Annotated in this window: 9 protein-coding genes; 5 read left to right on the plus strand and 4 right to left on the minus strand. The window is 69.0% G+C overall.

Annotation, left to right across the window (positions count from 1 at the left end):
- Positions 1-12 precede the first annotated feature (12 nt).
- From V3W46_RS06950 to V3W46_RS06960, 3 genes are read right to left on the minus strand one after another with little or no spacing between them, the layout of a single operon-like run.
- Positions 13-801: an energy-coupling factor transporter transmembrane component T family protein gene (locus V3W46_RS06950; RefSeq protein ID WP_331782361.1), complete on the minus strand. Its 789-nt coding sequence runs from the start codon at positions 799-801 to the stop codon at positions 13-15.
- A complete protein-coding gene (locus V3W46_RS06955; RefSeq protein WP_331782362.1) occupies positions 798-2,489 on the minus strand; it encodes an ABC transporter ATP-binding protein in 1,692 nt (563 codons plus the stop codon). Before V3W46_RS06955 ends, V3W46_RS06950 begins: the two co-directional genes overlap by 4 nt.
- A gap of 3 nt (positions 2,490-2,492) precedes the next feature.
- Entirely contained in the window at positions 2,493-3,122 is a 630-nt protein-coding gene (locus tag V3W46_RS06960; RefSeq protein WP_443069947.1) for an ECF transporter S component, read from the minus strand.
- A gap of 234 nt (positions 3,123-3,356) precedes the next feature.
- Between V3W46_RS06960 and V3W46_RS06965 the strand changes: the two genes are divergently transcribed.
- From V3W46_RS06965 to treZ, 5 genes are all read left to right on the plus strand, one after another.
- A complete protein-coding gene (locus V3W46_RS06965) occupies positions 3,357-3,740 on the plus strand; it encodes a hypothetical protein (protein ID WP_331782364.1) in 384 nt (127 codons plus the stop codon).
- Positions 3,741-3,785: 45 nt separating this feature from the next.
- Positions 3,786-4,724 carry an LLM class F420-dependent oxidoreductase gene (locus V3W46_RS06970; protein ID WP_331782365.1) on the plus strand — a complete coding sequence of 313 codons (939 nt, stop codon included), beginning with the start codon at positions 3,786-3,788 and terminating at the stop codon, positions 4,722-4,724.
- Between the two features lie 29 nt (positions 4,725-4,753).
- Positions 4,754-6,955 carry a glycogen debranching protein GlgX gene (gene glgX, locus V3W46_RS06975; protein ID WP_331782366.1) on the plus strand — a complete coding sequence of 734 codons (2,202 nt, stop codon included), beginning with the start codon at positions 4,754-4,756 and terminating at the stop codon, positions 6,953-6,955.
- A gap of 79 nt (positions 6,956-7,034) precedes the next feature.
- Positions 7,035-9,410, plus strand: coding sequence for a malto-oligosyltrehalose synthase (treY, locus tag V3W46_RS06980; RefSeq protein WP_331782367.1), 2,376 nt, complete (start codon positions 7,035-7,037; stop codon positions 9,408-9,410).
- A 3-nt stretch (positions 9,411-9,413) separates the two neighbouring features.
- Positions 9,414-11,357: a malto-oligosyltrehalose trehalohydrolase gene (treZ, locus tag V3W46_RS06985; RefSeq protein ID WP_331782368.1), complete on the plus strand. Its 1,944-nt coding sequence runs from the start codon at positions 9,414-9,416 to the stop codon at positions 11,355-11,357.
- A gap of 43 nt (positions 11,358-11,400) precedes the next feature.
- On the opposite strand, the gene V3W46_RS06990 is transcribed toward treZ, so the two are convergent.
- The gene (locus V3W46_RS06990) at positions 11,401-12,606 is read right to left on the minus strand and encodes a DNA polymerase IV (protein WP_443069951.1); all 1,206 of its coding nucleotides are present in this window, start codon (positions 12,604-12,606) and stop codon (positions 11,401-11,403) included.
- Between the last annotated feature and the right edge of the window lie 61 nt (positions 12,607-12,667).

Consider the following 12,667-nt stretch of genomic DNA (forward strand, 5'->3'; position numbering starts at 1 on the left):
GCGACCGGGCGATCAGCTCGTGCTGCCGATGAAATTCCAGTGGCCGGTTGACACCGACACGGCCACGGCGGTGAGGGCGACTGCAGTCGCCAGCACGATGAGCAGCACCTCGCGCCGGCCGAAGGTCGACTCCCGGGCGTAGGTGCGCCGAACGTCGGCCCCGAAACCTCGCGCCTCCATGGCGGTGGCGAGTTTGCTGCCGCGCCGTATCGACAACACCAGCAGTGCAAAGCCGAGGCTCGCGAACCGGGCGATGCGGCCGGAATCGCCCACCCCGCGCGCCCGCCGGGCGAGTTTCAGCGACCGCCAGTCGTCGAGAAAGAGGCCCACCAGCCGCAGCCCCGCGAGCCCGCCGAGCACGAACCGGCTGGGCAGGTGCAGCACCTGGGCCAGCCCGTCGGCGAGGTCAGTCGGGTCGACCGTGACGAACAGCACCACCGCGGGCAGCCCGATCGCGAGCACCCGCAACGTGGTGGCGACGCCGAGTTCGATCGACCCGTCGGTGATGTGCACGAGCCCGAACTGCAGGTACGTCGCACCGGCCGGCCGGCCGTAGAGCACGGTGCTGAATCCGGCGAGCGGGGCGGCGATCCACACGGGCAGGGTGCGCAGGAAGAAGACCTTGGGGCTGAGGCCGGCCCAGAGGAACAGGATGCCCTCGAGCACCAGCGCGACCGACGCCGACACCCAGTCGATCGACAGAATCAGCGTCAGGCTCAGCACGAACGCCGCGCCGATCTTCGCTACGGGGTTGATCGCGTACACCGCCTGCGTGCCGCGGTGCGGGGTCAGGATGCTCATGCCCGCCCTCCCCGCAGCTCGACGCCGGGCGGGGGCAGGTGCGGTGCACGGGAGGAACCGCGGTCGGGCGAGGTGGCCGGGTCGGGCATCCGGAACTCGTGGTCGGCGAGGGCTGCCACGAAGTCGGCGTCGTGCGTGACGGCGACGACAGAGGTGCCAGAGTCGAGCAGCTCGGCCAGGAGGGCGACGAGTTCGGCCCAGGTTCGGGAGTCCTGCCCGAAGGTGGGCTCGTCGAGCACGAGCAGGGAGGGCCTGGTGGCGAGCACGGTCGCCACCGAGAGCCGGCGCTTTTCACCGCCCGAGAGCGTGAAGGGGTTGGCGAGGGCCAGCGGTGCGAGGCGCAGCCGTTCGAGCAGCTCGTCGACGCGCGCGTCGATCTCGGCGGGCGCCAGCTTCAGGGCGCGCGGACCGACGGCGAGTTCGGCGCGCACGGTGGAGCTCAGAAACTGGTGCTCGGGGTCTTGGAAGACGGTTCCGACGCGGGTGAGCAGCTGCCGCGATGTCCAGCGGATCGGCGCCGACCCGGCGCCGGCGGCGAACGTCGGGCTCGCTTCGAGCGTTCCGCCGCTCGGGGCGAGCAGGCCGGCGAGGGTCAGGGCGAGCGTCGACTTGCCGGCGCCGTTCGCGCCGGTGACGACGGTGGCGCGGCCGGGGTCGATGTCGAGCGTGAGCCCGGTCGCCACCGGGCGCCCTCTGGCGCGGGCCACCGCCAGCTCACGCGCTTCGAGCAGCGGCGTGTGGTCGGCCACGCCCCGGGCGGCGAGCGTCGTCGGGGTGTCGACGGCCGTCGGGGTGTCGATGGCCGTTGGGGTGGCGACGGTCGTTGGGGTGGCGGCGGTCGTTGGGGTGGCGGCGGTCGTTGGGGTGGCGACAGGCCCGGCGCCGCCGGCCGGCGCACAGGCGGCCAGAGAAATGAAGGCAGCGCGCGCCGGGCGCGGCGGCGGAAACTCCGGCACCCAGATGCCGGATGCCGCGAGTTCGGCACCGCGCGCTCCCAGAACCGTGTCGGGGTCGCCGTCGGCCAGCACGCCCCCGCCCGGCGCCAGCACGATCACCCGCGACACCAGGTGCCGCCAGATCTCGACCCGGTGCTCGATCACCACGAACGTCGCCTCGGAGTGCGCGAGCACCCGTGCGACCGAGTCACGCACCTCCACCACCCCGTGCGGGTCGAGATTGGCCGTCGGCTCGTCGAGCAGCAGCACCTGGGGTTGCATCGCCAGCACGCCGGCGAGCGCAAGGCGCTGCTTCTGACCGCCCGAGAGCTCGGAGGTGGGGTGCGACAGTGGCAGTCGCAGCCCCACCGCGTCGAGCGCCGAACCGACCCGTCGCCAGATCTCGTCACGGGCGACGCCGAGGTTCTCGCAGCCGAAGGCGACGTCGTCGCCGACCCGCGCGAGCATCACCTGGGAGTCGGGGTCTTGTAGCAGCAGCCCGACGCGGCCCCGGGCATCCTCGGGCCTCGATCCGCCGACGAGCAGCGAACCGGCCTGTTCGCCCTCGTCTGCGCCGCCGAGCACGCCGGCGAGGGCACTGATCAGCGTCGACTTGCCGGCGCCGGATGCCCCCAGGAGCAGCACGCGTTCGGCCGCCCCGATCTCGAGGTCGAGTTCACTGACGGCCCACGCCGCACGCCCCGCATGCCGCCAGCCCCATCCGCGCGCGCTGACCGCCGCCCCGCCTGCCACCGGTTAGACCCGCACCGCGGTCTCCCGGCCGGCAGCGAACCGTGAGAGCGCGCCTGTGCGGGCAAGGCCCCGCATGGCGAGCCAGGAGAGCAGCCCGGCCAGCACGATGCCCGACACGATCGAGGAGACCGTGTAGATCACGATGAAGGGGGTGTCTGACCCCGGGTACGACACGATCAGGTCGTTGATGGCGAGCGCGAGCCCTGCCGCCGCCCCCGCGAGCAGCGCGACGTAGAGCTTGTAGTTGAGGTAGAGGAAGAGCGCGAACACGATCTCGGCTCCGAGCCCCTGCACCACCCCCGAGAGCAGCGTGAGAATGCCCCACTGGGTGCCGACCAGCATCGACACGACGGCGGCGAGCACCTCGGTGTAGAGGGCGGCACCGGGCTTGCGGATGATCAGCCCACCGAGCACGCCGGCGAACAGCCAGCCCCCGCCGAGCAGGGCACCGAGCCCCGGGGCGAGCGCCTCGAGCGGTGCGCTGAGCGGGTTCCAGGCCTGGCCCCAGGCCCAGAAGATGAGGCCGGAGGCGACGCCGATGACGCTGGCCACGATGATGTCGACCACCCGCCAACGGAATCGGCCGGTGGCGGCTCGTGATGCGACTGACAGTGATGCGGTTGTTGTGTGCACTGTTCGTGCCCTTTCGTCGAAGCGAATTGTGAAGGGCACGGGTTGTGATACGCCGCGACGTCGCACCGGTGCGACTGGCACACCGGTGGGGGTGGCGACGGATCGGAGAGTGATTGTCCTCCCTGCGCTGGCATGATCCAGATCAGGTTCGACGGTCGAAGGTTGAGAACCTTCCTCTCAGCCCGGCTCACCGGACTCCCGTGTTGGGGCAAGTATCCCATATTCTGAACGATCATGCCCCTGTTCATCTTCGCGATCGCCGTGTTCGTGGCGGTGCTGTTCCTCGCCGTCTACGCGCACCGTCGCGTGACAGAGAACTGGTTGAACCACAATGGCACCCGCACTCGCGGGCAGGCGATCACCGTCGCGCCACCGCTGTCGGCCGGGCTCGTCTCCCGCCTCACGAAGACGGTCACGATCATCTCGTTCACCTCGAGCGACGGCGTCGCGCGCAGCCTCGTTCCTCGCTCGGGCGCCATGACCTTCACTCTCGGCCAGGCCCAGGGCGCCGTGACCGTGCTGTACGACGCGGCGAAACCGGCGAACCACGACCGGATGCGCGTGGGATTCGGCCCCTCCCCCACAGCGTGGCATCGCGTCAGGTTGCGCACAGCCTGAGGCAACCCCACTCGGCGGTCTCCCGAAGTGTGTCAGGCTGAAGGCATGACGTTGCGTATTTTCACCGAACCGCAGCAGGGCGCCTCGTACGACGACCTGCTCGCGGTCGCGCAGGCCACCGAGCGGCTGGGCTTCGACGCCTTCTTCCGCTCAGACCACTACCTCGCGATGGGCGGCGGCGACGGGCTGCCCGGCCCGACCGACGCCTGGACCACGCTCGCCGGCCTCGCCCGCGAGACCAGTCGCATCAAGCTCGGCACGCTCGTGTCGAGTGTCACCTACCGGTACCCGGGCATCCTCGCGATCCAGGTGGCGCAGGTCGATGCCATGTCGGGTGGTCGCGCAGAACTGGGTCTCGGCACGGGCTGGTTCGAGGCCGAGCACAGGGCCTACGGCATCCCCTTTCCTGAGAAGAGGTTCGGTCTGCTCGAAGAGCAACTCGACATCGTCACGGGCCTCTGGGCCACCCCTGTCGGCGAGACGTACTCGTTCAGCGGCTCCCACTACGAGATCACCGACTCACCCGCCCTGCCCAAACCCGTTCAGTCGCCGCTGCCGGTCATCGTCGGCGGTAACGGCCCGAGCCGCACACCCCGTCTCGCGGCGCGGTTCGCACACGAGTACAACCAGGCGTTTCCCGAGTTCGACGCCATCGCGCCGCAGTTCGCGCGCGTGCGCGAAGCCTGCGAGAGCATCGGGCGCGACCCGGCCAGCCTGGTCTACTCCGCTGCCCTCGTGGTCGCGACGGGTGCAGACGAGGCAGCGGTGGTGCGGCGGGCGGGCGCCATCGGCCGAGACGCCGCCGAGCTTCGCGCCGTCGGTCTCGGCGGCACCGCGTCTGAAGTCATCGATCGCATCGGCTGGCTGAAACAGCAGGGCGTCGAGAGACTGTACCTGCAGATTCTCGACCTGAAAGACCTCGACCACCTCGAGTTCATTGCCAGCGAGATCGCGCCGCACGTCGGCGCCGACCTCGCGCTCTGAGCCGAACAACAATTCAACAGGAGTCATTTGTGGACAGCTGGCCCGGATCGGCCTATCCGCTCGGAGCAACCTTCGACGGCAGCGGAACGAACTTCGCCATCTTCAGTGAAGGGGCAGAGAAGGTCGAACTCTGTCTCTTCGGTGAGAAGGGGGCCGAGACCCGCGTACTGATGTACGAGGTCGACGCCTTCGTGTGGCACTGCTACCTGCCCCAGGTGCAGCCCGGGCAGCGGTACGGCTACCGCGTGTACGGCCCGTACGACCCGAAGAACGGGCTGCGGTTCAACCCGAACAAGCTGCTGCTCGACCCGTACGCCAAGGCGACGAGCGGCACCATCGACTGGGACCAGTCGCTCTTCTCCTACACCTTCGGCGACCCCGACTCGCAGAACGACCTCGATTCGGCTAAGCACATGATGTACGGGGTCGTGATCAACCCGTTCTTCGACTGGTCGGGTGACCGCGCGCTGCGCGTGCCCTACAACGAGACCATCATCTACGAGGCGCACGTGAAGGGGCTCACCGAGCTCAACCACGAGATTCCGAAAGACCAGCGCGGCACCTACGCCGGTATCGCCCACCCGGCGACCATCGAGCACCTGCAGCGCCTGGGCATCACGGCGATCGAGCTCATGCCCGTGCACCAGTTCGTTCAAGACTCCACGCTGCTCGACAAGGGGCTGCACAACTACTGGGGCTACAACACCATCGGCTTCTTCGCCCCGCACAGCGCCTACTCGTCGGCCGGCGAGCGCGGTCAGCAGGTGCAGGAATTCAAGGGCATGGTCAAGGCCTTACACGCCGCGAATATCGAAGTCATTCTTGACGTCGTGTACAACCACACCGCCGAGGGCAATCATCTGGGCCCGACGATCTCGTTCCGCGGCATCGACAATGAGGCGTACTACCGCTTGATGGATGACGACAAGCGGTACTACATGGACTACACCGGCACCGGCAACACCCTCAACGTGCGGCACCCGCACTCGCTGCAGCTGATCATGGACTCGCTGCGCTACTGGGTCATCGAGATGCACGTCGACGGTTTTCGCTTCGACCTCGCGTCGACACTGGCCCGCGAGTTCTACGACGTCGACCGCCTGTCGAGCTTCTTCGAGCTCGTGCAGCAAGACCCTGTGGTGTCGCAGGTCAAGCTGATCGCCGAGCCGTGGGACGTGGGGCCGGGCGGTTACCAGGTGGGCAACTTTCCCCCGCAGTGGTCGGAGTGGAACGGGAAGTACCGTGACACCGTGCGTGACTTCTGGCGCGGCGAGCCCTCGTCGCTCGGCGAATTCGCCTCGCGCTTCACGGGCTCGTCCGACCTGTACGAGCACTCGGGCCGACGGCCGGTCGCGTCGATCAACTTCGTCACCGCGCACGACGGTTTCACACTGGCCGACCTCGTGTCGTACAACGAGAAGCACAACGACGCCAACGGCGAGAACAACAACGACGGGGAGTCGAGCAACCGCAGCTGGAACAGCGGTGTCGAAGGCCCCACCGACGACCCGGGCATCCGGAGCCTGCGGGCACGCCAACAGCGCAACTTCCTGGCGACGCTGCTGCTCTCGCAGGGCGTTCCGATGCTGCTGCACGGCGACGAGCTCGGCCGCACCCAGAACGGCAACAACAACACCTACGCGCAAGACAACGAGATCTCATGGGTGCACTGGAAGCGGGCAGACGAGCCCCTGACCGAGTTCACTTCTGCGGTGATGCGCCTGCGCAAAGAGCACCCGACCTTCCGGCGCAGCCGGTTCTTCGACGGCCGGCCCGTTCGCCGCGGCCGCGGCGAACCGCTGCCTGACATCGTGTGGCTGAACACCGAAGCGGGCGAGATGGAGCCCGAAGAGTGGGATGCTCCGCTCAGCCGCTCGGTGGGTGTCTTCTTGAACGGCCAGGGCATCCGCGGCCGCGACTACCGCGGCGAGCGCGTCACCGACGTGAACTTCCTGCTGTACTTCAACGCCGACGACGCCGAAGTGCCCTTCACCCTGCCGAGCGCCGAATACGGCTCGGCGTGGGACGTGGTGATCGACACCGCGGGGCAGGCCACCGACGAAGACCCGAGCAAGCCGGGCGACGTCGTGACCGTCTTTCCGAAATCGATGATGGTGCTGCGCGCCCACCGGCACGAGGTGGCCGACCCCGACCACTCGGTGGCCGCATCGCTCAGCAACATGACGGGAACGATTCCGGTCATCCCGCCCGGCCGCCCCAGCGCGAACTGAGGGGCGCGCCTCACGGCGCATTCTCGAACCGACTCATCCGCACACGCCAGAACCCGACCCGAACGAGAGAAAGCACGACATGCGCGTTCCCCACTCGACCTACCGACTGCAGGTCACCTCGGCCTTCACGCTGCAGGAGGCGGCAGCCGCAGCCGAGTACGTGCACGACCTCGGGGCAGACTGGCTGTACTTCTCGCCGCTGCTGAAGGCCGAGCCCGGGTCAGACCACGGGTATGACGTCATCGACCACTCGCAGGTCGACCCCGCGCGGGGTGGGGCGGCCGGGCTCGAGGCGGCCGTCGCTGAGGCGCGCAAACACGGTCTCGGCGTGCTGATCGACATCGTGCCGAACCACGTGGGCGTCGCCACACCCGAGCAGAGCCTCTGGTGGTGGGATCTGCTGAAGCACGGCCGCGACTCGCGCTACGCAGACTCGTTCGACGTCGACTGGCAGTTTGGCGGTGGTCGGGTGCGCATCCCCGTGCTCGGCGACGACTCGCTCGACGGGCTCGAGATCGTCGGCTCCGAACTGCACTACTACGACAACCGGTACCCGCTGGCACCCGGCACGTTCGAAGACGGTGCAGATGCGGTGACGGTGCACTCGCGCCAGCACTACGAGCTCGTGAACTGGCACCGGGCCGACTACGACCTGAACTACCGGCGCTTCTTCGCGGTGAACACGCTTGCCGGCATCCGGGTCGAAGACGCGCGGGTGTTCGACGAGTCGCACGTCGAGATCGCACGGTGGTTCGACGAGGGTCTGGCCGACGGGCTGCGGGTCGATCATCCCGACGGCCTGCGTGACCCGGGCCAGTACCTCGAGCGGCTCGGCGCCCTCACCGGGCACGCGTACGTGCTGGTCGAGAAGATTCTCGAGGGCCGCGAGCCGCTGCCGCCCGAGTGGGCCACGGCGGGAACGACCGGCTACGACGCCCTCGCCGACTTCGACCGCGTTCTGGTCGACCCGGCGGGCGAAGAGCGCCTGAACGCCCTCGACAAGGAGCTGGCAACCGACGACAAGCCGGCTCCGTCGTCGTTCGCCGAGCTGATCCACGGCACCAAGCGGGGTATCGCCGACGGCATCCTGCGCTCTGAGGTGCTTCGCATCGTGCGTGACCTCGACGCCAGCGGGGCGATCTACATCACCGGCACGGTGCAGGCCGGTTCTGGCGACTTCGCCACGGGCCTGCCACCGCTCGACGCGACCAGCGTCGCCGATGCGGTCGCCGAACTGCTCGCCTGCTTTCCGGTCTACCGGTCGTATCTGCCCCTCGGCTCTGAGCAGCTGCGGGCCGCGGCCGACCTGGCCGAGACGTACCGGCCCGACCTCGCCCAGACCATCGACGACCTGCTGCCGGTGCTGGCCGACCCGACGAACATCGCCGCGTTGCGGTTTCAGCAGACCTCGGGCATGGTCATGGCCAAGGGTGTCGAAGACACCGCGTTCTACCGCTTCAATCGGCTCACGTCGCTGAACGAGGTGGGCGCAGACCCCGCCGAGTTCGCCATTCCGGTGGGCGAGCTGCACAAGCGCCAGGTGACACGGCTGCGGGCGTATCCGAACAGCATGACCACTCTGTCGACGCACGACACCAAGCGCGGCGAAGACACGAGGGCCCGCATCTCGGTGCTTGCCGAGCTTCCCGAGCAGTGGGCATCCACCCTGCAACAGCTGCGCCAACTGGCGCCGCTCGGCGACGGGCAGCTTGAGAATCTGCTCTGGCAGGCGATCATCGGGTCGTGGCCGGCGTCGCGCGAGCGACTGCACGCCTACGCCGAGAAGGCCGCCCGCGAGGCCGGAGACTCCACCGGCTGGCTCGATGTCGATGAGGAGTTCGAGACGCGCATGCATCGCCTGGTCGACAGCGCCTTCGACTCGCACGAGGTGCGACGGGTCATCGCCGGCTTCCTGAAGCTGGTCGAACAGCCGGGCTGGTCGAACTCGCTGTCGCTCAAGCTGCTGCAGCTCACCTCGCCGGGCTCGCCCGACGTCTACCAAGGCAGCGAGCTCTGGGAAACCTCTCTCGTCGACCCCGACAACCGCCGGCCCGTCGACTACGGCGTGCGGCGCAGCATGCTCGCCCGCATCGACGCCGGCGACCTGCCCCCCATCGACGAGACCGGCGCCGCGAAACTGCTCGTCACCTCGAGGGCGCTTCGGCTTCGGCGCGACCGGCCCGGCCAGTTTCAGGGCTACCGCCCGCTGGCCGCTACCGGAGCGGCCGCCGACCACGTCGTGGCCTTCGACCGCGACGAGGCGATCACCGTCGCCACCCGACTGCCGGTGGGCCTCGCGGCACGCGGCGGCTGGGCAGACACCACCCTGTCGACCGACTACGAGCGGGTGCGCGATGTGATCACCGGGCGCGAATACGACGGCTCCACCATCCTGCTCGCCGAGCTGCTGCAGACGTACCCCGTCGCGCTGCTCGTACCCGCCACGAAAGGCTGATCGATGACGCTGAAACAGTTCGACGTGTGGGCGCCGCGAGCCGCGCGGGTGACCCTGCAATTGCATGAGAACACGCCGGCTGAGAGCGCCCTCGACCTCGACGAGGCCGAGAGCGCGGCATCGACCGACCCCGCGAAGGCTGCTGCGCCGGGCGGTCTGCGCAGCATCGAGATGCAGTCGCGTGAGGGTGGCTGGTTCACAGCACCCGGGCTGACCGGTTTCATCGACGCCGACTACGGGTACGTGCTCGAGCCTGCCGCCGACTCGGCTGACGCATCCGCCGACGCATCCGCCGACGGGGCGGAAGCCGACGACGCGACGGCCGACCAGGCACCCGCCGACGACGCACCAGCCGTGCCCGACCCGCGGTCACGCCGGCAGCCGACCGGCGTGCACGGGCTCTCGCGCACCTTCGACCCGTCGCGCCACCAATGGAGCGACGGCTCGTGGAAGGGCCGCCAGCTGGCCGGTGGCGAGATCTACGAGCTGCACATCGGCACCTTCACCCCCGAGGGCACCTTCGACGCAGCCATCGACAAGCTCGACCACCTCGTCTCGATCGGCGTCGACTTCGTCGAGGTGCTGCCGGTCAACGCCTTCAACGGCACGCACAACTGGGGCTACGACGGCGTGCTCTGGTTCGCGGTGCACGAGCTGTACGGCGGCCCCGAGGGGTACCAGCGCTTCGTCGACGCCGCTCACGCGAAGGGCCTGGCCGTCATCCAAGACGTGGTGTACAACCACCTCGGGCCGAGCGGCAACTACCTGCCCCAGTTCGGCCCGTACCTGAGCGACGCCAAAGCCAACACCTGGGGTGACTCGATCAACCTCGACGGCCCGGGGTCGGGCGAGGTGCGACGCTACATCATCGACAACGCCCTGATGTGGCTGAACGACTACCACGTCGACGGGTTGCGCCTCGACGCCGTGCATGCGCTGCAAGACGACTCGCACCCGCACCTGCTGGCGCAGTTGTCGACCGAGGTGGATGCCCTGTCGTCGTTCCTCGGCAGGCCGCTCAGCCTCATCGCCGAGTCAGACCTCAACGACCCGGTGATGTTCACGCCCCGCAGCACTCAGGGCTACGGGCTCACCGGGCAGTGGAGCGACGACTTCCATCACGCGGTGCACGTCGCGCTGACCCGCGAGACCACCGGCTACTACGCCGACTTCGAACCCCTGTCTGCGCTGGCCAAGGTGCTCACCGAGGGCTTCTTCCACAACGGCACCTGGTCGAGCTTTCGCGAGAAGATGCACGGCAGGCCGATCGACACCGACCACACCGAGTCGTGGCGGCTCGTGGTGGCGAACCAGAACCACGACCAGATCGGCAACCGCGCCACGGGCGACCGGCTGAGCGCGTCGCTGACCGACGGCCAACTCGGCATCGCTGCGGTGCTGACGCTGCTCGGGCCGTTCACGCCCATGCTCTTCATGGGCGAGGAGTGGGCCGCGTCGACGCCGTGGCAGTTCTTCACCTCGCACCCCGAGCCCGAGCTCGGCGAGGCCACGGCGAAGGGGCGCATCGAGGAGTTCGCGAAGATGGGCTGGGACGAGTCGGCTGTTCCCGACCCGCAAGACCCGTCGACGTTCGAGAACTCGAAGCTCGACTGGTCCGAGCCCGGTCAAGGGCGGCACGCGGCCGTGCTTCGGCTCTACCGCGAGCTGGCGAGACTGCGCAGAACCCACCCCGAGTTCACCGATCCGCGGTTCTCCCGCAGCTCGGTGCGCTTCGACGAGAAGGCGCACTGGCTCGAGCTGCGCCGGGGCGACCTGAGCATTCTGGTCAACTTCGCCGACGACGCGATCGACGCGTCGGTGATCGACGGCGAGGTCGGCGAGATTGTTCTGGCGACGCAGGATGTTCTGGCAGATGCAGCACCGACGACCCCCGAGACGCTGACGACCCTGCCCGCGCACTCGGCCACCGTCTACCGCCGCGCCTGACACGGCATCCACCGGTTCAGGCCCGGCAGGGCCGGTATCGGCGTCAGCTGTCTGGCGTGAAGGGCGGGGTCTGCGGATGCTCGCGCGCCGGCCGCACGAGCGACGCCCGCCTCACGGCACCCGACCCGAACTTCTCGGCCACCCGGTCGACGGTCACCTCGGCGTCGCGCCACCCGTCGCTCGGCGCCGACTCGTCGGCCCACAGCGACGGCTGGTGCACCACCTCTGACGCCTCGACGAGGTTCTCCACCCGCACGCCGATGAGCCGCACGCGCTGCAGCATCGGCCCGAGGGCGTCGAACAGGTCGCGCGCGGCGTCGGAGATCGTCTGGGCGAGGTCGGTCGGCTCGGCGAGCGTGCGCGACCGGGTGATCGTGGAGAAGTCGCTGAACCGCAGCTTCAACGAGACGGTCTTGCCCGCCAGCCCCGCCCGGCGCAACCGAACGGCGACCTGGTCGCTCTGGCGCAGCAGTTCGAGCCGCACCTGCCGGGCATCCGCCACGTCGTGCTCGAAGGTCATCTCGTGGCCGACGCTCTTCTCGGTGCGGGTGGTGACCACCGACCGGGCATCGCGGCCGTTGGCGAGGTCGTGCAGTTTCTGGCCGCCCGCCTCGCCGACCCGGTTCTTCAGGGTTGCGAGCGGGGTGGAGGCGAGCTCGCCCACCGTGCGGATGCCGAGCCTCGCCAGCGCCTCGGCCGTGGTCGCGCCGACACCCCAGAGCGCCGAGATGGGGAGGGGATGCAGAAACGCGAGCGTCGAGCCCGCCGGAATCACCAGCATGCCATCGGGCTTCGCCCGCCCCGAGGCCAGCTTCGCGATGAACTTGGTCGAAGCGGCTCCCACCGAACAGGTCAGGCCCGTCTCGGCCTCGACCCGGCGGCGCACCGCGGCACCGATCGTCGAGGGCGAGCCGAGCAGCCTCCGGGCGCCCGCCACGTCGAGAAACGCCTCATCGATGCTGAGCGGCTCGACCAGCGGGGTCACGTCGCGAAAGATCGACATGACCTCGCCCGAATAGCGCTTGTACTTCTCCATGTGCCCGGGCAGAACGATGGCGTGCGGGCAGAGCTGAAGCGCTCGGGCGACCGGCATGGCCGAGTGCACGCCGAAACGCCGTGCCTCGTAGGTGGCCGACGTGACCACCCCGCGGCCGCCGGCGTGACCGATGATGACGGCCTTGCCGACGAGCTCTGGATGTTCGAGCAGCTCTACTGACGCGAAGAAGGCATCCATGTCGATGTGCAGCATGGTCGCACTGCCGTCATCGACCCCGCCGCCGAACACCGTGGGGCGCGCGGCGGGCGCTTCG

It is taken from the genome of Subtercola sp. YIM 133946, assembly GCF_036553535.1.
Lineage (GTDB): Bacteria > Actinomycetota > Actinomycetes > Actinomycetales > Microbacteriaceae > Subtercola.

Bases quoted from the DNA above. Each gene is read 5' to 3' on its own strand.
- V3W46_RS06950 (WP_331782361.1), bottom strand. From the start codon at position 801: ATGAGCATCCTGACCCCGCACCGCGGCACGCAGGCGGTGTACGCGATC.
- V3W46_RS06965 (WP_331782364.1), top strand. From the start codon at position 3,357: ATGCCCCTGTTCATCTTCGCGATCGCCGTGTTCGTGGCGGTGCTGTTC.
- V3W46_RS06970 (WP_331782365.1), top strand. From the start codon at position 3,786: ATGACGTTGCGTATTTTCACCGAACCGCAGCAGGGCGCCTCGTACGAC.
- treY (WP_331782367.1), top strand. From the start codon at position 7,035: ATGCGCGTTCCCCACTCGACCTACCGACTGCAGGTCACCTCGGCCTTC.
- treZ (WP_331782368.1), top strand. From the start codon at position 9,414: ATGACGCTGAAACAGTTCGACGTGTGGGCGCCGCGAGCCGCGCGGGTG.
- V3W46_RS06990 (WP_443069951.1), bottom strand. From the start codon at position 12,606: ATGCTGCACATCGACATGGATGCCTTCTTCGCGTCAGTAGAGCTGCTC.